The organism is Kitasatospora arboriphila (assembly GCF_039528095.1).
GTDB classification, from domain to species: Bacteria; Actinomycetota; Actinomycetes; order Streptomycetales; family Streptomycetaceae; genus Kitasatospora; species Kitasatospora arboriphila.
On sequence record NZ_BAAALD010000043.1, the window covers coordinates 48,610 to 65,865 of the forward strand.

The window sequence follows — 17,256 nt, forward strand, 5'->3', positions numbered from 1 at the left end:
TGGCCGCCAGCCTAGGGCTTCGGCCCGCCGCGGGGGAGCGCCCGCACCGCCCGGCCCCGCCCCCCCCCCCCCCCGGGCCCCCCCCGGGCCCCCCCGGGCGCCCGGCCCCCCCCCCCCCCCCCCCCCCCCCCCGCCGGCGGCGAGGCCGTCGTCCTGCACGGCACGGCAGCGCTCGCCCTGATCTGACCGGGCGCCGATTGCGGCGCACGGGCCCGGGTAAGCGCGACTGCCGACCGAACGCCCGTGCACGGAAGACGAGGTGCACCATGACCTCCGGCGACCTCATCGACGTCCTCACCACCGACCACGAACGGATCCGCAACCTGTTCGGCCGCATGGCGGGCACCCCGCTGAAGGACCCGCTGCGACGCGAACTCCTCGACGAGGCGGCCGCCCTGCTGGAACGCCACATGGCCGTCGAAGCCGAATACCTCTACCCGCTGGCGCTGCGCAGCCTCCCCGACCGCCGGGAGACCGTGGAACGGGAACGGGCCGCACTCGCCACGATCGGCGCCCTGCTCGACGACCTCTCCCGGATCGGCGCGGACGCCCCGCTCTTCGACCGCAAGGTCGCCCTGCTCGTCCGCGAGGTCACCGGCCACGCCAGCGAGGAGGAGGCCCTGGTCCTGGACGGACTCGGCACCGCCGCACCGGCGGACGAACTCGCCGAGGCCGGTGCCCGGGCCCGCACGAAGCGGCTGCACAAGGTGCGCCGCTCACCGGCCGACCGGCCCCGGGACGACCTCCCGCCGACCGGCCCCCGCCCGAAGACCCACCTGCGGGACTTCTTCCGCATCGAGGGCCTGCCGGGGTGAACCCCGCCGGTGGCCCCCGGGTCAGAGGCTCTCCCGCAGCGGCGGCTCGTCGGCCGGGTCGATGTCGAAGACGGTGTCGGCCTCCGTCAGCCGGAGCAGGCGGACCAGCTGCGGAGAAGGCGCGGCCAGTCGGAGGGCGACGCCGACGGCCGTGGCCGCCAGCCGGGCGCGCAGCAGCGCGTTCAGCCCGGCCGAGGCGCAGAAGGCGAGCGCCGAGCAGTCCACCACCACGGCCGCCGGCAGGGGAGGAACGCCCAGCGCCTTCCCCAGGGCCTCCTCCAGCACGTGCACCGTGTCCATGTCGGCCTGGCCGGCGACGGCCAGTCTTCGTTCACCGGCCGGCGCCGGGCGGGGGGTGACACGGAGCTCCGCATCCACGGTGCTGCTCCCTCCGTCACGGACTCCCCGACGGGGCTTCCCGCGGCAGTGGCTCCCGGGGAGCCTGCCCGTCACCCGCGGAACGAAGCGTCCCTGCGGCGCAGACCGCAGAACGAAGACCCGGGCGGCCGGAGCCGTCACCGCGCCTGCAGGGGTTACGGCGGGCCGGGAGCCGGTTAGACGCTCCCGGGGGAGCAACGGAGCAGGAGACGACCAGGGTGAACCGGACATCGCGCCACTGGCATCTGCCGCTCGGGTCCACCGACGGTCCCGGGCCCCAGTCGGGCATGGCCTACGTGCGCCGAGCGCTGGCGCAGGGGCCGTCGCCCGTGCCGTCCTCCGGGGAACGGGCCGAGGACGTTCTGCTGGTGGCCTGCGAGCTGCTCACCAACGCGTACTGCCACACCCCGGGCCCGCTCAGCCTCGACCTCGACCTGGACCACGACACCCTCACCGTCGCGGTGACCGACGCGAGCACCCGTCCGCCGGTCGTCCGCCCCTACCGCCCGCAGCAGCCGCACGGCCACGGCCTGCACATCGTCGAACGGCTCGCGGTGGACTGGGGCGTCACGCCCGTCCCGAGCGGCAAGACCGTGTGGGCCGTGCTGCCGGCGCCCTGACCGGGGCGCCCGCGGGTGGTTCGCCGGGGGCCCGGGTAGGCGCGCCGTTTGGGCGCCGCGGCTCCCGGCCGTGGCGACGACGGACCTCCGGGCTCTGACCGTCGAGCTCGCGGGCCTCACGGGCATCCGTTCCGTCGCCGTCCGCACCGAGGACTCGGTGCCCGGTCCGCGGGGCGGCACCTGGCCGACGCCCTTCAACCGTTCCCGGTCACTCGTCGAGCGGGGCGAATCCGAGCACCCAGCCGAGCGCGTCCGCGACACCCCGGGCGCGGCGCCGCTCCTCGCCGGGCCGTGCGCAGTCCCGGGCCGCCTGGATCGCCGCCCGCTCCTCGGCGGCGAGTTCGCCGTCCGTGAGGAGCTCGTGCACGGCGCCGCTGATCGGGGCCGGCGTGCCGGGGTCGAGCACCCACCGGTAGGCCGCGGCGGCGCCGTCGGCCTCGGGCCCTCCGTCGGCACCGGCCGCGCACGCCGCGCGGTCGATCTCCTCGGGTGTTCTGACGGCGATGAAGTCCTGGACGGACTCCGGCACGGACTCCGGCACGGATTCCTGCACGGATTCCTGGACGGCGGACGCTGCTGCCACGGCGGGGGACCTCCCGGGTACGGACCGTTCGGGTGCCCGCCCGGGTGGCGGGCACCGTGAGCCACAGCCACCTACCCTGCACCGGACGGCGCACGCCCGCGCGGTGTTCCCGCCGGCGGGTCGCCGTCGCTCGGGCGGCCGGTCCCGTATCGTGCCGCGCCACCCGGCGCGATGTCCAGGACGAGGAGCGCGATGTCGTCGGTGTGCCGGCCGGTGGCCAGCCGTGGCGGACCAGCTCGTCGATGAGCCGGTCGAGTGGTCCGGCGCCGCTCGCGCCGAGCAGACCGGCCAGCTCGGCTGTGGTCCGGCGTGGTCCGGGAGGCGTCCGTCCCGGGGACCTCCACCAGCCCGTCGGTGTAGAGGGCCAGCAGGGTGCCGTCGAGGAGCGGGAGGGTGGTGAGCGGGTAGCCGGCCGACGCGGCGGCGCCCAGCAGCGGCCCGGCCTCCACGGTGAGCGCGTGGCCGCGCCCGTTCGGGCGGCGCAGCAGCGGCGGCGGATGGCCGGCGGAGGCGACGGTGGCCTGCCGCCCGGTGCGGTCGAGCTGGGCGTAGAGGCAGGAGACCAGCAGGTCGGAGTCGAGGTCCGCGAGCAGCCGGTTGGTGCGGGCGAGCACCTCGTCCGGCGCGGCGCCGGCCGTCGCGTGGGCGTGCACGGCGGTGCGGACCTGCCCCATCAGCGCGGCGGCCGTGGTGTTGTGGCCCTGCACGACGCCGATGACGGCGGCCGCGGTGCGCTCGTCGAGCCGGATGAAGTCGTAGCAGTCGCCGCCGACGTCGAGGCCGCGGGTGGCGGGCAGGTAGCGGGAGGCCACCGTGATGCCGGCGACGCGGGGGAGGGAGCGGGGGCTTGCGGGAGGTGGTGCGGCCCCCGGAGGGGCGGTGGCACCGTCGGGCACCGGCCGTCCTCCGGGGACCGCGGGGCGCTCAGCGGCCGAGCGCGTCGGCGAGCTGCTTCTTGTTCATCTTCGAACGGCCGTGGATGTTGCGCTGCTTGGCCTCGTTGTAGAGCTGGTCGTAGGTGGGCCCCTGGGCGCCGGAGTGCGAGCGCTGCCCGCCGCGCCGGGAGGACGACATGTCCTGGACGGAGCTGCGGCTGGCGGTCTTCGACTCGCCGTGCCGGGCACGCTCCTTGTTGACCGTCCGGGCGGCGATCTCCTTCGCCCGGTCCTCGCTCTCGCCGCGGTCCAGCACGCTGTCCTTGATGTGCTCGTACTGGCGTTCCCGCTTCTTGCTCGAACCGGCCGGCATGACTCCTCCTCGGGCTCGCTGGTGCCGTGTTGCCCGATCGCGCGCCTACCCCGCGGCCCCCCGCTCACGCATGGCGCCCCGCACGGACGGGCCGCCGCGGTGTTCCGCGACGGCCCGCCGGGCGTACCCGGGTCGTCCGGCCCCGGGCCGGAGCTGCCCCGGTCAGGAACTGCCGGGGGAGATCCGGCCGCGCCAGCCGCCGGACTCCATGCCCTGGTCCTCGACGAACGACTTGAAGCGCCGCAGGTCGCCCTTGACGCGGCGGTCGACCATCCCCATCATGTCGGCGGCCTTCTCGGCGACGCCGTCCGGTTCGAAGTCCAAAGCCAGCCGCACCATCGTGTGGTCGTTGTCGAGACGCCGGAACGTCACCACACCCATCTGCTGGACGTCCCCGCCCACGGTGCGCCAGGCGATCTTCTCGTCGGGCAGCTGGTCGACGATCTCGGTGTCGAACTCACGGCTCACCCCGGCGACCTTGGTCTTCCAGTGGTTGTGCCGCTCGTCGATCTGGGTGACCTCCTCCACGCCCTCCATGAAGCGCGGGAAGTCCGCGAACTGCGTCCACTGGTTGTACGCGGTGTGCAGCGGAACCTCGACCTCGACGGACTCTTGCACCATGCTCATGCCGGCCTCCAGTCTTTCTCGTCCAACAGGTCCGCGACGCGTCTGCCCGGCCGGTCCGGGTTCTAACGGGGCCATCCGGCCCATCGGCCGCCCGGTCGCCGAGCGGGGCGGTGCGTGTCGTGAACGGCCGCCGCCCGGTGCCGCGCCGATGATGGGCGGATGACCCATGCCCCGACCGACACCGGCGTCCTGCCGCAGACCGCCCTGGCGAAGCTGACCGAGCTGCGGGAACTCGCAGCCGGCGCGGTGGAGTCCTGGGAATCCGGCGACCTGCCCGCCGCCCACCGTGCGGTGACCGCAGCGGCCTCGGTGGCGGCCGCGGTGCTCGACGTCCTCGCCGAGGCCGAGGCCGAGGCCCAGGCCCACGCCCGTGCCGCGGCCGACCGACGCCCGGCCGACCCCGGGAGCCCGCCGGCTGCGGGTCCGGTCGGCCATTGGTGGGGCTGAGCGGGTTTCGGCTCCCCCCAGGGGCGCAGCCTCGAAGGGAGAGGGTGCGGCGCCGATCCTCCCGGTACCGGCCGGCCGTCCCCTGCCGTCGTCGAGGAGGTGGTCCGTGATGGCCGGTGCCGCTCGCTCCGCGTCGATCCCCCAGGGCCGTCCGCCACCGCCGGTGCAGCCACCCCGGCGGCCGTCACCGGCCCGCACCGACACACGGAGAACGCCATGGACCTCGGCTTCCTCGAACCACTGATCGGCAGGCCCGGCCCCTGGGCCACGGTCTGCCTCGACACCTCCCGGACCACCGAGGACGCCCGGCAGCGGCAGGTGCTGCTGCAGCGGACCGCGGTGCGCGAGCTCGCCGACCTGGGCGCCGACCCCAGCACCTGCCGGGCGGTCGCGGAACACCTCGCGGACGAGCCCGTCTCCGGCTCCCCGCCCGGCCGGGCCCTGTTCGCCGCCGGAGGAGAGGTCGTGCTCGACGTACCCCTGACCACCGCACCCCCGGGCGTGGAGAGCGCCTGGGGGCCGCTGCCCCGCCTCGCCCCGCTGCTGGGCCGCCTGGAGGCCGCGACCGCCGACTGCCTGGTCGCCGCGGTCGACCGCACCGGCGCCGACCTGGAGCGCCGCCGCCTCGGCAGGCCCGAGCCGCTCGGTACCGTCGACGGCACGACCTGGCAGGGCAGGGGCCACCGCGCTCCGCCCGCGGACCGCTACGAATGGCACTACCGGCACCGTGCCCAGGACGCCTGGGACCGGTCCGCCGACGCGATCGCCGACCGGCTCGCCGAAGCCCGCTCCGACTGCGGCGCGGACCTCGTCGTCCTCACCGGCGACGCCCGCGAGCGGCGCGCCGTTCACGAGCGGCTGCCCCAGGACCTGCAGCCGCGCACCGTCGAGATCGACGGCGGCGGCCGCGCCGACGGCATCCACACCGACACCTTCGAACGGCGGCTCGACGAGGCGTGGCAGGACTTCTGCCGGCAGCACGCGGACGAGATCCTCGAACGGTTCCGCAACGGCACCGGCCGCCCCGGCGAACACCGGACGGACGGCACCGGCACCGAGATCGCGCCGGGCGCCGCCGCCGAGGGCGTCCCCGCCGTCGCGGCCGCCGCCCAGCAGCACCAGCTCGCCACCCTGCTGCTCCGCGGCGACGGTCCGGACGCCGGCCGCGAGGTCTGGATCGGACCCGAACCCGAGCACATCGGCATGGACCGCGCCGAGGTCCGCAGCATGGGCGTCCGCCGTCCCGAGCGCGCGCAGGCCGGCGACGCGCTGCTGCGCTGCGCGATCGCCTCGCGCGCGGAGGCGGTGACCGTGCCGGACGGTGCCGAGGGACCGGTCGGCGGCGTCGGTGCCGTGCTGCGCTGGCGGACCTGAAGCTGCAGGCGGAGCCGCCCCATGGGTTGCCGGCCCCACCGGTTTGCCGGGCACCGCCCGGGGCAGACGCATCGCACCTTCGCAGGTGGATCCGGCACCGCCCTGCCGGAACCCCGTACCGACCGGTCTCCCCTCGGCGGTCGGTACGGCGGCAGGGCGGTGCCGGCTTGCGCGGTGCCGGTTGCGCCCCGGGCCGTGCGGGGCGGTGCGGCGGGACGGTGCTTCGCCGCCCGAACGACGGGTAGCCGCCCACCACTTCCGACCGCGAACCACCTGGAGGAAGCCGTGAGGCCGAGCCGACCGATCGTCGGACCCGCCGCCCGCCGGGGCAGCCACCGTCCCGGCCCGCTCCTCCCGCGCGCCCGGACGGCCTTCGAGGTCTCCCGCCGCGCCGCCGCCCACTGAGCCCGGGGTGACGGCACCTCAAGGGCTCGCACCGTACACGCGTGTGCGTGTGCGTGTGCCGGGGGTGGTCGCGGTGCGGGCGCATAGGATCGGCCGCATGGCACTGCGACCCGTGATGGTGAACATCAAGGCCCTCGACGGGCGAGCGGTCGGCCGGTTCTGGGCGGAGGCGCTCGGCTGGAGTGCCTACCACCCCGGTGCGACCACCTACGTCGGACCCGCCGGCGGCCTCGCCTGGCCGGACCCGGTCTTCCTCGGCGTCGACGTCGTTCCCGTCCCGGAGGCCAGGACGGCGACGAAGAACCGGGTGCACCTCGACCTCGCCACCACCTCCCCGGCCCACCAGGCGGAGCTGGTCGCGCGGCTCCGGGCACTCGGCGCCACGCCCGCCGACGTGGGGCAGGGCGACGTGCCGTGGACGGTCCTCGCCGACCCCGAGGGCAACGAGTTCTGCGTGCTGGAGCCCCGTGAGGTCTACCGGGACACCGGGCCGATCGCCGCGGTGGTCGTCGACTGCACGGATCCGCGGGCCATGGCCCGGTTCTGGGACGGGGCGTTGGACTGGACCCTGCACGAGGTGACCGACGATCAGGCGGTGCTGCGCTCCGCGAAGGGCACCGGCCCGTACCTCGAGTTCCTCCGCACGCCCGACGTGAAGACCGTGCCGGACCGCGTCCATCTCGACCTGCTGCCGTACCCCGGCGACGACCGGGCGGCGGAGGTGGCGCGGCTGCGGGCCCTCGGCGCCACCGACCTCGACCTCGGTCAGGGCGAGGTCCCGTGGACGTGCCTGGCCGACCCGGAGGGCCACGAGTTCTGCGTCCTCGCCCCGTCCTGACGCCGAGCCTCGACGACACCCTTGCCGGACGGGACGACCGCCCCGGCCGGCGGGCGCCGTCAGCCGTCATGACTCGTCGCGGACCTGCGGCAGAGCGGGGAACACGGCGGCCTGGCCGCGGCGCGCCGTACGGAGCTGGGCCGTCCGCCCCGGCAGGTCGGCCGTGGCGTCCGCGACGCCCAGGTCCTCCCGGAGCGCACGGCGCAGCAGCCACACACCGTCCGACAGCGGCCGTTCCAGCCAGCTGACGGCCGCCCCGGCCTCGGCCCGCGAGCCGGAAGCCGCCTCCGCCAGCCGAAGAAGCCGGTAGCCGTGGCTGAGGCCGCGGTTCACTTCGGAGACGATGTCCAGGGTCGGCTCGGGGAGCACCATCTGTGCCTGCGCGTACTCCGCGCGGAAGGCGGTGCGCGCCTCCGCCAGGGCCTCCCACTCCTGCGGTGGCACCGTCTCCCCGCGGCGCAGGGCGTGTGCCACGTCCAGCATCGCCGTGCGGTACGTGCGTGCCTGCTCGTTGAGGACGGCGTAGCGCTCCCGTCGCCGCTCGAACTCGTTGGCCTCGTACTCCTGCCGTCGCGTCCGGTCGGCGCGCTCGGCCTCCGACCGCAGCTCCGACCGACGGGCGCGCTGCGCCAGCCACGGCGCCGTCATCGTGCCGGCGACACCGACGACGGCCACGGCCAGCGCGGTCAGATCCTGTGCCATCAGCCCCTTGCCTCCCCCTCCACGTCCCCTCCACGACTCGGGACAGCTTCCCACGCGGGAGGCCCCGGTGACGGCCCGTCATCCGCCGCGAATGCGTCGCCGGGCGGTCACGGACGGTTCGGCGGACGTCCTGGACGATCCGGGCGGGTTGCCCGTGGAGTGTTTCGCGCGGCGAGCGGTGTGAAGAAGCGAGGTGTCCCGGTCGGCCGGCCGACTGCGGTGGCCGCCGGAGTGTCGGTCCAGTCGTCGCAGCTGCACGGTTGCGGCGCCGGACCCGACGGTGTCCCGGCCGGTCCCGCCGGGGGATTCACAGCAGCCGTGCCGGCCGTGGCGGGAAACCGTGGAAGGGAGATGTCATGACCGTGCTGCCGCCGAGCGGCGGCGGAGGCGCAGCGAGCACCGGGGGTGCGGGTTCGGGAACGCTGTACGACGTCGTGGAGCTGATCCTGGACCGGGGCCTGGTCATCGACGTGTTCGTGCGGGTCTCCCTGCTCGGGATCGAGATCCTGAAGGTCGACGTGCGGGTGGTCGTGGCCAGCGTCGACACCTATCTGCGGTTCGCGGAGGCCTGCAACCGGCTCGACCTGGAGTCCGGCCGCAACGCCCCCGCCAGGCTCACCGACATGATCGGCGGCTCCGCCGGCAAGGCCGTGGAAGGCATCGCCCACAAGAAGGCCAAGGGGGTCGTCGCCGGTGTCGTGGAGTCGATCACCGACTCCCTCGGCGGGCGCGGCGAGGACCGCTGACGGAAGCCGGGAAGCGGCGCCCGACACGCCGGCGGCGCCGAGCGCCGCCCGGATCAGAGCCCGCCCGCCGGTCGGACGGTGGCGGGCCGGTCGAGGTCGAGCGCGGCACCCCGCCGGCGGGCCGCGGAGCCGGCCGTGGCGGCGCGGAGGGTCGCCAGGCCGATCGCGTCGTGGGCCGAGGACGCCGGTACGGCGAACAGCTGCACCCCCTGGCGGCCGTCGGAGGCGGTGGTGGGGATGCTGACCAGCCAGACCGGCAGCGGCGGCGGCGCGAACGCGGCGACGTCGGTCGTGCGGACCGTCCAGGTGTGCGTGCTCGTGCGGGACGCGGAGGCGAGTGTCATGGCCGGCTCCAGTTCCATCGGCCGTGGCGGCGGCCTGCTGCTCACGACACCGTAACAAGCGGTGCGCAAAAATCACACATGGCATAGAAAATTCCTTACATAGAATTGGCGGATTCGATATCGCCTCGGGCCGGGCGTGAGGTCGACTCGCCCGCGGAGCCGGTCCGGCCCGGGGTCTCCCAACAGCGCAGACCTGCGCTGACCTGCGTCGATCGTCGTCGGGCGGCCTCGGGCGACGTCGGATCGGCCCTGCGCGGACCGTGCCCCGTGACGGGCCACGTCGCTCCCGTCCCGGTCGGCCGCTGATCCGGCATCGGGGATGCCGCCCCCCAGGCGTAGCCGTAGCCGTAGCCGCAGCCGCGCCGGGCGGCCGCGGCTCGCGTCGGACCGGCTGATGATTCCTAAGACCCGACGATGCGATTAGAGTCCGAATCAGGATCGACGGAAGGGGTCCGGCATGAGCATTGCGAATCCGCCGGGACGTCATCCGGACCGGCTGACCGACCGGCAGCGGGCCATCCTCGACTACGTCGCCACCGCCGCGGCCGAGCGGGGCTACCCGCCGAGCATGCGGGAGATAGGCCAGGCCGTCGGCCTGAGCTCCACGTCCTCCGTCGCCCACCAACTCGGTGCGCTGGAACGCAAGGGCCTGCTCCTGCGCGACCCGCACATCCCCCGCGCCTACCGGGTGCGCGGCAAGGCCGGATACGAACCGCCGATCCGTGAGAGCGAGGACGCCGGCCTGGTCGACGTCCCCGTCGTCGGCCGGATCTCCGCAGGCCGGCCTGTCCTCGCCGAACAGGACACCGAGGACGTCTTCACCCTCCCGCGCAGGCTCACCGGCACCGGCGACGTGTTCATGCTGCGGGTCGTCGGCCACAGCATGACCGGTGCCGCGATCTGCGACGGCGACTGGGCGGTCGTCCGCAGTCAGCCAACCGCGGACCCCGGTGACATCGTCGCCGCCATGATCGACGGCGAAGCCACCGTCAAGCGGCTCCGCCGCGAAGGCAACCGCAGCTGGCTGATGCCCCACAACTCCGGCTTCGAGCCGATCCCCGCCGACCGCGCCACCATCCTCGGCAAGGTCGTCACCGTGCTGCGCAGGCTCTGACCCGCACGCACGGAGCAGGCGGGGGCCGACACCGGACCCCCGGCCGGCGGGCTGCCCGCCGGATCGTCAGATGCGGAGATCAACCGGCGTGACGCGGAACGCAGGTGGCTGACCGTCGGGACGGGGCCGTGGATCGGCCCGTTGCCGCCACTACCGGGAGGCGGGGAGGCGGATCCCGCGGCCCCAGTCGGGGTGGGCGTCGGTGAAGGCGGCGATCCGGCGGGCCGCGTCCACGAGGTCGTCGCCGAGCCGCAGGTCCCGGCGGTAGCGTCGGGCGAGGCCCACCAGGTCGGCCAACCGGTCCTCGGACCAGGCCCGGCCGGCGGCGTCCCGGAGGCGGACCAGGTCGTCGTGCTCGGCGAGGAGGCGCCGGCGGCCGTCGTCGAGGAGCAGTTCCCAGCGGTGCCGATCGGCCGACCCGGCCGGCACCGGGCCGAGGGCCCGGCGCAGCTCGGTGATCCGGGTCGCTGCCGCCTCGCGCAGGCCGGCGGCGAGCAGGTCGGTGTGCCGGAGGACCGGCTTCGAGTCGATGATCGGCGGGTTCATCCGGTCACCGTACCGGCGCCGCCACGACCGGCCCGCGACCGCCGCACGGATCGCCCCCGGAGTGTCGCCTGAGTGTCGCCGGGACGGCGGAACGGGTCGAACGCCCGATCGCGTGCCCCGGGTTCGCCCCGGCGTCCGCACCGTCAGAGCCGTTGGACGGACCGCCCGCCGCGGGCGAGGCGCGCACTGCCGCGCCCGCCCAGGGAGAGGTACGCGTCCCAGGCGTCGAGCAGGGGCGGGACCAGTGGCTGCGGTGCAGCCAGGACTGCTGGACGGAGTACGACCGCTGGGTCGAGCCGGTGTTCGGGCCACGAGACTGACGGAACGACAGATCGATGTCCCCTGTGGGCACATGGCGTGGACGGACGTCGCCGCTCCGCCGCGCGTTACTCCGTTCGAGTGAAGGACGGGTTCGTGGGACCTCCCGGGCGGGCAGAGCCTGCGGCATGACGACATCCACGAACAGCCGCCGCCGCCCTCGTCGCCGCCGTCCCGCCGCGCCCTCCGCCCCCACCCCCGCCACGTCGGTCCACGCCGCTCCGGCCCACACCGCTCCGGCCCACACCGCTCCGGCCCACACCGCTCCGGCCCACACCGCGGCGGCCCACACCGCGGCGGTCCGCACCGCGCCGGTCCGCACCGCTCAGGGCCGTGCCGAGCGACCCCCGAACGCCGGGCCGGGCAGCGGCGGCCGGTGCTGCCGGACCTGGTCGAGCGAGCGCATCTCGCAGGGCGGCACGGTCATCCGCACGACCTGGCACGAGCCCGTGTGCCGGACCTGGAGCCGCCCGTGACCACCTCCGCAGGACCGGCCCCGGCACCTGGCGCCGCCTTCCGTCACCACTGGGACCAAGGCATGGTCCAGCCGCTGAGGCCGTTGGCGGGGTCGAGGGGCTGCTTCTTGACGGAGTTGCGGATGATGACGACGTCGCCGACCAGGGAGGCGGCGTAGACCTTGCCGGCGGGTGAGTCGTCGTCGCCGGCCTCGGAGTCGACCGTGCCGATGCAGCCGTGGCTGATGTTGTCGCACGACGGCCCCCCTCCATCGGATCTTCCGGAGGGGTACACGCCTCGACGGGCGCTCGGGTTTCACCGGAGGGCGCGCGAGATCGATGTCACGCATGCGTCCCGGCGGGGCGGGCCTGCGTCGGGCTCGCACCGGGCCGTGCCCGGGTCACTGGAGCGCGACGCGGAACGGACCGCCTTCCGCCCGGTCGCGCGGCACGTTGAACCGCACCCGGTGGTCGAGCTCGACCTGGTAGTACGCCCCGCCCTTCGGGACGTCGGCGATCTCGACGGGGAAGTCGCACTGGGCCACCTTCGACGACCGACCGGGGCCGAGGGTGCCGGTGGCGAGGAGCTTGCCGCGGTCGTCGTAGACGGCGACGGCCGTGTGCTGCGCGATGCCGGCGTATCCGCCGGTACCGGTGCACTCGCCGGACGTGGGCGTCAGTCCGGTCGGCAGCGTCACGGTGCCGCTGAGCGAGAACATCCCGGCGAACGCCGAACTGCCGGAGCCGATGCCCCACACCAGACCGACCGCCGCCGCACCGGCCACGAAGCCGACCACGCCCGCAGTGCGCCGACCGGGCACGCGTGCCGCTCGTTGCGGTCCGACCGGTGGGGAGGCGGGCGGCGGAGCGCCGGGTGGTGCAGCCGCAGCGGCCAATGCATCGGTGTCGTCAGCCATGCCCGCGAGCATCCCAGCCGGACCGGCCGTGCACGGAGAACGGAACCGAATCGTGATCACCCCACCGTGCCCGCTCTGGCGGGTACTTGACCGGCCTCGGGGGTCGTGGTGCCGGGTTAGACCGCCCGCCGGCAGGTCCGGAGTGCGGACCTCAGGCGAAGGCGGTCTCCGCGAAGCAGACGCCGCCACGCTCGGCGTGCGTCAGGGCGAGCCGACGCGAATGCCGGGGTGGCCGGCGGAGGTACTGCTTGAAGCCGGAAGCGTGGAAGTCGAGCTCGAAGAAGTGGCCTTCGAGGTGCCACCGCAGGTCGCCGCCGCCGTCCTGGGCGGCCGAGCGCCGCAGGCGGTCGATGTCGAGGCTCAAGGCCAGCCCCTTGAAGCCGAGGTCGCCCTCGACGTCCCGGACGTCCTCGAACACGAGCGTGGACGGCGCGATCCAGAGGGTGAAGTGCGTCTCCGGCGCCACCGGATGCACCCAGCGGACGATGTAGTCGATGTCCGGCAGCAGGCGCGGCAGCGAACCGTCCACGGCACCCGGCTGAACGCAGAGGCCGTGGACGGTGACGTGATGCCATCCCATCGCGTCGAAGTCGGCATCGCTCCAGATTGTTTTCGCCAGACCGGACTCCACCTGTGAACCGGACACGACGTCAGACTCGGGCCGTCCTGGTGAACGGCAGAGCATCCAGATCGGCGCGCACCTTGCCGTCCTGACGGTAAGTCACTTTCCGGATCACCAGGACGGCCAGAATCGCGGCGACGATGCCGGCCGCCGCGTCGTAGGGCGAATAGCCGTAGGGCCGGGCACCGAGTCGCAGGGCGACGACGCCGCCGACGGTCTTGGCGAGCCACGCCGCCCACCAGGCGTTGATCAACCACGTTCCGCCGGCGGGGGAGGTCGCGCGCCAGACGTCCAGCGCGATCCGGCGCGGAATCCACCACATCGCCCCGGGGATGAACCATGCACCGACGGCAAGTCCCGCCGAGTACCTGTGGGTTCCGGGCGCGAAGAGTTCGGCATTGAGGCGGCAGCGCCGGAACCAGCAGAGGAACACGACGACGGTGGCGAGGAACAGCGGCATGGAGATCGGCGCGAATTGTGCGAAGAACTCCGACTCGGTGCCGCCGGCCAGCGCCACGGCCAGCTGTGCGGCGGTCTGTACGCCGATCAGCACCTGGGCGGCCAGGGCCAGTCGGCGGGGGTCGGCGACCGGTCCGCTGTAGGCCAGGGCACGCGGGCGCGCGTCATCACGACCGGGTTCAGAGTTCACTGCGTGTCCCCACCAATCACGCCTGCGGTGCTGGTCACGCGCAGAGATCGCTCAGGATAGGAGCACGTGCTCGAACTGTCCACCGGCAGGCTGAACGCAGGGGGGGGCGAAGGGAAAGGGCGCTGCGGCGGTACCGCTGTCAGAAGTACGGTCGGGCGGCCCCTATGATGCGGGGCCATGACGAGACGCGGCCTGACGCTGGCCCTTGCGATGTCCCTGTGTGCGGCGACCGGTGCAGGCGTGGCGCACGCGGACGGGTGCACGCCGGAGGCGGGCGGCACCTACAAGATCGACGGTGTGACCGGCAGCGTTCCCAAGGTGCGGATGGGGAATTCGCTGACGATCGACAACAGGATGCATCTCGACGCCCCCGACCAGAGCTCCAGCGCGTTCGAAACGATGGTCATCCCGGTGCGGCAGCAGAGCGGTTACACGCCCGGTCGGCCGCCGACGGTCTCGCTGAGCGTGGACGGCGGCCCGTCGCACCGGTTCTCGTTCACCTGGCGGCCGGCCACCCGGCCCGGAGACCTCGGCACCTGGGTCTCCACCCGTGTGGAGTTCGGGAGGCTGACCCGCGGTGTCCACGTGCTGCACGAGACCCTGTCGATGCCCGTGGGCAGCCCCGACGGTCTGTACGAACTCGGCGCCTACGCCTACATGGACGGGCCGTGCGGGATGGTCAGAGGCACCACGATGGGCAGTGTGAGCTACGAGTTCACCGGTGGCACCCCCGCCCGGGAGCCCTCCCGGGCCACCGGCGGCGGCGCGACCGACACGCCGAGCCCGCGGGTGAGCACATCCCGTACGCCGGGAGCGGCCGGGACACCCGGCTCGCCGTCCCCGGCACCGTCCGGCTCACCGTCGCCCTCGGCGCCGTCCTCGCCGTCGGTGTCCGCCCCGCCGTCGCCGGGCGGGAGCCCGATGTCCTCGCCGAGCCCGACGCCGCCGGTGGCGGCATCACCGGCCGTCGTCCCGCTGGCCACCACGCCCGCCGCGAACGGAAGTTCCGCACTGCCGTGGGTGATCGGTCTGCTCGCGGCGCTGGCCGCAGTGGCGGTCGGCGGGGTGCTGGCGCTGCGCCGTCGTCCCCGCTGAGCCCGATCGGAGGACGGTCAGTCGAGGCAGAACTCGTTGCCCTCGACGTCCTGCATGACGATGCAGGCGTCGTTGCCGTCGTACAGCAGGCGTTCGCGCACCGCGCCGAGCGCCAGCAGTCGCGTGCATTCGGCCTCCAGCACGGCCAGGCGCTCCTCACCCACGAGGCCGGTGCCGACCCGCACGTCGAGGTGGACGCGGTTCTTGACGACCTTGCCCTCGGGAACGCGCTGGAAGTACAGCCGCGGGCCCGCCCCCGTCGGGTCGCTGCACGCGAACCAGGCGCCCCGGTCCTCGGCCGGCCGGGAGCGGTGGTAGTCGTCCCACGTGTCGAACCCCTCCGGCGGCGGCGGTACGACGTACCCCAGCACCTCGCACCAGAAACGGGCGACGCGCTCGGGATCCGCGCAGTCGAACGTGACCTGAACCTGCCTGACCGATGCCATCGGGCCACCCTAGCAGGTTGATCATTCCGCTCAATTCCCGCTGGATGTCCAAAGGTTGGTGGGAATGGTCGGTGCGGGCGGCGGCATGCGGGCCCGATCGTCTCGTGACACCTCTCGTGATACCTTCTGTGCCGCCGTGCGCCGTTGCGAATCCGAGGAGGTGAGACCGATCAACACTGTGACAGGTCGGGCCTCCCTCCCCCGCATGGCCTAGGGACGCCCGCCGAAGGCATCCCGAAAGGCCCGCACCATGCGCTTCATCTCCGACTCGTCGTCCCACGGTGTCCGCGAACAGCTCTTCGAACTCGAAGGGGTACCCGGCGTCCTGTGGGCACCGGAAGGTGCCGCAGGCAGCCGTCCCCTGATCGTGATGGGGCACGGCGGCGGCCAGCACAAGAAGGCCCCCGACATCGAGACGCGTGCGCGTCGTCTCGCCGCCGAGTGCGGCTTCGCCGTGGTCGCGGTCGACGTTCCCGGCCACGGTGGCCGGCCGGTCGACGAGGAGTTCGACCGGATCGCGACCGAGAACCGGGCCCGCGTCGAGGCGGGGGAGGACCTGGCCCGGCTGATCGCCGAGTTCCAGGCCCTGGTTTCTCGCCGGACCGTTCCGGAGTGGCGGTCGTTGCTGGACGCCGTCCAGCAACTGGAGCACGTCGGTGCCGGACCGGTGGGCTATTGGGGGGTGTCGCTGGGCTGCGGACTCGGGGTCCCGTTCGTCGCGGCCGAGCCCCGCGTGCGCGCCGCGGTCCTGGGCCTGGGCGGGGCCCTGGCCTCGGCCGGGGACGCCGCGAGGATCACCGTCCCGGTGGAGTTCCTCCTCCAGTGGGACGACGAGAGGGTGCCGCGGGCCGCGGCCCTGGCACTCTTCGACGCCCTCGGCTCGGTCGAGAAGACACTGCACGCCAACCCCGGCAGGCACTCCGAGGTCCCGGACTACGAACTCGACAGCACGCTGCGGTTCTTCGCCCGCCACCTCGGCTGACACCTCCGATCACCGGCATGCCCGCAGGCCGCCGACGCGGACGAAGGGCGGCGTGTACCGACTCGGTGTCGGACACGCCGCCCCTCGAACGGGCGGGACTGCGGGGCCGCAGTCCGTGCGGTCACCTCGGGTCGCGGTCGAACACCTTCTTCGACCAGCGGTACCCGAGCACCGTGAGGGCCAGGCACCAGGCGAGGGCGATCCACCCGTTGTTGCCGATCCCGGTGCCGAGCAGCAGGCCGCGCAGCGTCTCGATGGCGGGGGTGAACGGCTGGTACTCGGCGACGGGCTGGAACCAGCCCGGCATCGCGTGGACGGGGACGAAGGCGCTGGAGAGGAGCGGAAGGACCATCAGCGGCAGGGCGTTGTTGCTGGCCGCCTCGGCGTTCGGGCTGACCAGGCCCATGCCGACCGCGATCCAGGTGAGCGACAGGGCGACCAGGGTCAGCAGCCCGAGCGCCGCCAGCCACTCCAGGGCGGTGGCGTCCTTGGCACGGAAGCCGATCGCCACGGCGACGGCGCCGACCAGGACCACGCTCGCGACGCACTGCAGCACGCTGCCGACGACGTGCCCGATCAGGACGGAACCGCGGTGGATCGCCATGGTCCGGAAGCGGGCGATGATGCCCTCTGTCATGTCGTTGGAGACGGAGACCGCGGTGCCGATCGTGGTGCCGCCGATGGTCAGCAGCAGGATGCCCGGGACGATGTAGGCGATGTAGTCGGCCCGGTCCGCCCCGCCGCCCCCGATGCCCGCGCTCATCACGTCGCCGAAGATGTAGACGAAGAGCAGCAGCAGCATGACCGGCGTGAGCAGCAGGTTCAGGGTGAGTGACGGGTAGCGGCGCGCGTGCAGCAGGTTGCGGCGCAGCATCGTCGAGGAGTCGCGGACGGCGAGGGACAGGGAAGTCATCGGGAGGCCTCCTCGGCCTGGTGGGGGACGGTGGTGCCGCCGGTGAGGGCGAAGAAGACGTCGTCGAGGTCG

At 74.0% G+C, this 17,256-nt stretch carries 23 protein-coding genes; 9 read left to right on the forward strand and 14 right to left on the reverse strand.

Features of this window, described 5'->3' with window-relative positions; all coding sequences use genetic code 11:
• Window positions 1–266 precede the first annotated feature (266 nt).
• Window positions 267–815, forward strand: coding sequence for a hemerythrin domain-containing protein (locus ABD353_RS22080; RefSeq protein ID WP_344625364.1), 549 nt, complete (start codon window positions 267–269; stop codon window positions 813–815).
• 21 nt (window positions 816–836) lie between these two features.
• On the opposite strand, the gene ABD353_RS22085 is transcribed toward ABD353_RS22080, so the two are convergent.
• The gene (locus tag ABD353_RS22085; RefSeq protein ID WP_344625365.1) at window positions 837–1,193 is read right to left on the reverse strand and encodes an STAS domain-containing protein; all 357 of its coding nucleotides are present in this window, start codon (window positions 1,191–1,193) and stop codon (window positions 837–839) included.
• 287 nt (window positions 1,194–1,480) lie between these two features.
• Between ABD353_RS22085 and ABD353_RS22090 the strand changes: the two genes are divergently transcribed.
• The gene (locus ABD353_RS22090; protein ID WP_344625388.1) at window positions 1,481–1,813 is read left to right on the forward strand and encodes an ATP-binding protein; all 333 of its coding nucleotides are present in this window, start codon (window positions 1,481–1,483) and stop codon (window positions 1,811–1,813) included.
• Window positions 1,814–2,021: 208 nt separating this feature from the next.
• Here the strand turns inward: ABD353_RS22090 and ABD353_RS22095 are convergent, their stop codons facing one another.
• The 4 genes from ABD353_RS22095 to ABD353_RS22110 form a co-directional block, all read right to left on the reverse strand.
• A complete protein-coding gene (locus ABD353_RS22095; RefSeq protein ID WP_344625366.1) occupies window positions 2,022–2,396 on the reverse strand; it encodes a hypothetical protein in 375 nt (124 codons plus the stop codon).
• Between the two features lie 71 nt (window positions 2,397–2,467).
• The gene (locus ABD353_RS22100) at window positions 2,468–3,292 is read right to left on the reverse strand and encodes a PP2C family protein-serine/threonine phosphatase (protein ID WP_344625367.1); all 825 of its coding nucleotides are present in this window, start codon (window positions 3,290–3,292) and stop codon (window positions 2,468–2,470) included.
• Window positions 3,293–3,320: 28 nt separating this feature from the next.
• Entirely contained in the window at window positions 3,321–3,644 is a 324-nt protein-coding gene (locus ABD353_RS22105; protein WP_344625368.1) for a plasmid stabilization protein, read from the reverse strand.
• 162 nt (window positions 3,645–3,806) lie between these two features.
• Window positions 3,807–4,271 (reverse strand): SRPBCC family protein, encoded by a 465-nt coding sequence (locus tag ABD353_RS22110; RefSeq protein WP_344625369.1) that lies wholly within the window; start codon window positions 4,269–4,271, stop codon window positions 3,807–3,809.
• Between the two features lie 159 nt (window positions 4,272–4,430).
• Between ABD353_RS22110 and ABD353_RS22115 the strand changes: the two genes are divergently transcribed.
• The 3 genes from ABD353_RS22115 to ABD353_RS22125 all read left to right on the forward strand — a co-directional run bounded on the left by ABD353_RS22115 (window position 4,431) and on the right by ABD353_RS22125 (window position 7,335).
• Window positions 4,431–4,718 carry a hypothetical protein gene (locus ABD353_RS22115; protein ID WP_344625370.1) on the forward strand — a complete coding sequence of 96 codons (288 nt, stop codon included), beginning with the start codon at window positions 4,431–4,433 and terminating at the stop codon, window positions 4,716–4,718.
• Between the two features lie 216 nt (window positions 4,719–4,934).
• A complete protein-coding gene (locus tag ABD353_RS22120; RefSeq protein WP_344625371.1) occupies window positions 4,935–6,092 on the forward strand; it encodes a baeRF2 domain-containing protein in 1,158 nt (385 codons plus the stop codon).
• A 502-nt stretch (window positions 6,093–6,594) separates the two neighbouring features.
• Complete coding sequence (locus ABD353_RS22125) at window positions 6,595–7,335, forward strand: VOC family protein (RefSeq protein ID WP_344625372.1); 741 nt, start codon at window positions 6,595–6,597, stop codon at window positions 7,333–7,335.
• 66 nt (window positions 7,336–7,401) lie between these two features.
• Here ABD353_RS22125 and ABD353_RS22130 read toward each other — a convergent pair whose 3' ends face one another.
• Window positions 7,402–8,037 carry a hypothetical protein gene (locus ABD353_RS22130; RefSeq protein ID WP_344625373.1) on the reverse strand — a complete coding sequence of 212 codons (636 nt, stop codon included), beginning with the start codon at window positions 8,035–8,037 and terminating at the stop codon, window positions 7,402–7,404.
• 356 nt (window positions 8,038–8,393) lie between these two features.
• Here ABD353_RS22130 and gvpJ point away from each other — a divergent pair, with 356 nt between their 5' ends.
• Entirely contained in the window at window positions 8,394–8,783 is a 390-nt protein-coding gene (gvpJ, locus tag ABD353_RS22135; protein WP_425555226.1) for a gas vesicle protein GvpJ, read from the forward strand.
• Between the two features lie 53 nt (window positions 8,784–8,836).
• On the opposite strand, the gene ABD353_RS22140 is transcribed toward gvpJ, so the two are convergent.
• Complete coding sequence (locus ABD353_RS22140) at window positions 8,837–9,127, reverse strand: hypothetical protein (protein WP_344625374.1); 291 nt, start codon at window positions 9,125–9,127, stop codon at window positions 8,837–8,839.
• A 457-nt stretch (window positions 9,128–9,584) separates the two neighbouring features.
• Between ABD353_RS22140 and lexA the strand changes: the two genes are divergently transcribed.
• On the forward strand, window positions 9,585–10,241 hold the full coding sequence (gene lexA, locus ABD353_RS22145) for a transcriptional repressor LexA (RefSeq protein ID WP_344625375.1): 657 nt from the start codon (window positions 9,585–9,587) through the stop codon (window positions 10,239–10,241).
• Window positions 10,242–10,391: 150 nt separating this feature from the next.
• Here lexA and ABD353_RS22150 read toward each other — a convergent pair whose 3' ends face one another.
• From ABD353_RS22150 to ABD353_RS22170, 5 genes are all read right to left on the reverse strand, one after another.
• Window positions 10,392–10,787, reverse strand: a complete 396-nt coding sequence (locus ABD353_RS22150; RefSeq protein WP_344625376.1) for a hypothetical protein — start codon at window positions 10,785–10,787, stop codon at window positions 10,392–10,394.
• 837 nt (window positions 10,788–11,624) lie between these two features.
• Window positions 11,625–11,855, reverse strand: coding sequence for a hypothetical protein (locus tag ABD353_RS22155; RefSeq protein ID WP_344625377.1), 231 nt, complete (start codon window positions 11,853–11,855; stop codon window positions 11,625–11,627).
• Between the two features lie 106 nt (window positions 11,856–11,961).
• Window positions 11,962–12,381, reverse strand: a complete 420-nt coding sequence (locus tag ABD353_RS22160; protein WP_344625378.1) for a hypothetical protein — start codon at window positions 12,379–12,381, stop codon at window positions 11,962–11,964.
• 247 nt (window positions 12,382–12,628) lie between these two features.
• Entirely contained in the window at window positions 12,629–13,123 is a 495-nt protein-coding gene (locus ABD353_RS22165; RefSeq protein ID WP_344625379.1) for a hypothetical protein, read from the reverse strand.
• 4 nt (window positions 13,124–13,127) lie between these two features.
• The gene (locus tag ABD353_RS22170; RefSeq protein ID WP_344625380.1) at window positions 13,128–13,748 is read right to left on the reverse strand and encodes a DUF4328 domain-containing protein; all 621 of its coding nucleotides are present in this window, start codon (window positions 13,746–13,748) and stop codon (window positions 13,128–13,130) included.
• A gap of 177 nt (window positions 13,749–13,925) precedes the next feature.
• On the opposite strand from ABD353_RS22170, the gene ABD353_RS22175 reads away from it, so the two are divergent.
• The gene (locus tag ABD353_RS22175) at window positions 13,926–14,843 is read left to right on the forward strand and encodes a hypothetical protein (protein WP_344625381.1); all 918 of its coding nucleotides are present in this window, start codon (window positions 13,926–13,928) and stop codon (window positions 14,841–14,843) included.
• Window positions 14,844–14,860: 17 nt separating this feature from the next.
• Here ABD353_RS22175 and ABD353_RS22180 read toward each other — a convergent pair whose 3' ends face one another.
• A complete protein-coding gene (locus ABD353_RS22180; RefSeq protein ID WP_344625382.1) occupies window positions 14,861–15,289 on the reverse strand; it encodes a VOC family protein in 429 nt (142 codons plus the stop codon).
• A gap of 250 nt (window positions 15,290–15,539) precedes the next feature.
• Here ABD353_RS22180 and ABD353_RS22185 point away from each other — a divergent pair, with 250 nt between their 5' ends.
• A complete protein-coding gene (locus tag ABD353_RS22185; RefSeq protein WP_344625383.1) occupies window positions 15,540–16,271 on the forward strand; it encodes a dienelactone hydrolase family protein in 732 nt (243 codons plus the stop codon).
• Window positions 16,272–16,392: 121 nt separating this feature from the next.
• Here ABD353_RS22185 and ABD353_RS22190 read toward each other — a convergent pair whose 3' ends face one another.
• Window positions 16,393–17,184, reverse strand: coding sequence for an ABC transporter permease (locus tag ABD353_RS22190; RefSeq protein ID WP_344625384.1), 792 nt, complete (start codon window positions 17,182–17,184; stop codon window positions 16,393–16,395).
• Between the last annotated feature and the right edge of the window lie 72 nt (window positions 17,185–17,256).

Coding starts and splice junctions, on each gene's coding strand:
- ABD353_RS22080 (WP_344625364.1), top strand. CDS start 267: ATGACCTCCGGCGACCTCATCGACGTCCTCACCACCGACCACGAACGG.
- ABD353_RS22090 (WP_344625388.1), top strand. CDS start 1,481: ATGGCCTACGTGCGCCGAGCGCTGGCGCAGGGGCCGTCGCCCGTGCCG.
- ABD353_RS22105 (WP_344625368.1), bottom strand. CDS start 3,644: ATGCCGGCCGGTTCGAGCAAGAAGCGGGAACGCCAGTACGAGCACATC.
- ABD353_RS22110 (WP_344625369.1), bottom strand. CDS start 4,271: ATGAGCATGGTGCAAGAGTCCGTCGAGGTCGAGGTTCCGCTGCACACC.
- ABD353_RS22115 (WP_344625370.1), top strand. CDS start 4,431: ATGACCCATGCCCCGACCGACACCGGCGTCCTGCCGCAGACCGCCCTG.
- ABD353_RS22120 (WP_344625371.1), top strand. CDS start 4,935: ATGGACCTCGGCTTCCTCGAACCACTGATCGGCAGGCCCGGCCCCTGG.
- ABD353_RS22125 (WP_344625372.1), top strand. CDS start 6,595: ATGGCACTGCGACCCGTGATGGTGAACATCAAGGCCCTCGACGGGCGA.
- ABD353_RS22130 (WP_344625373.1), bottom strand. CDS start 8,037: ATGGCACAGGATCTGACCGCGCTGGCCGTGGCCGTCGTCGGTGTCGCC.
- gvpJ (WP_425555226.1), top strand. CDS start 8,394: ATGACCGTGCTGCCGCCGAGCGGCGGCGGAGGCGCAGCGAGCACCGGG.
- ABD353_RS22140 (WP_344625374.1), bottom strand. CDS start 9,127: ATGACACTCGCCTCCGCGTCCCGCACGAGCACGCACACCTGGACGGTC.
- lexA (WP_344625375.1), top strand. CDS start 9,585: ATGAGCATTGCGAATCCGCCGGGACGTCATCCGGACCGGCTGACCGAC.
- ABD353_RS22150 (WP_344625376.1), bottom strand. CDS start 10,787: ATGAACCCGCCGATCATCGACTCGAAGCCGGTCCTCCGGCACACCGAC.
- ABD353_RS22175 (WP_344625381.1), top strand. CDS start 13,926: ATGACGAGACGCGGCCTGACGCTGGCCCTTGCGATGTCCCTGTGTGCG.
- ABD353_RS22180 (WP_344625382.1), bottom strand. CDS start 15,289: ATGGCATCGGTCAGGCAGGTTCAGGTCACGTTCGACTGCGCGGATCCC.
- ABD353_RS22185 (WP_344625383.1), top strand. CDS start 15,540: ATGCGCTTCATCTCCGACTCGTCGTCCCACGGTGTCCGCGAACAGCTC.
- ABD353_RS22190 (WP_344625384.1), bottom strand. CDS start 17,184: ATGACTTCCCTGTCCCTCGCCGTCCGCGACTCCTCGACGATGCTGCGC.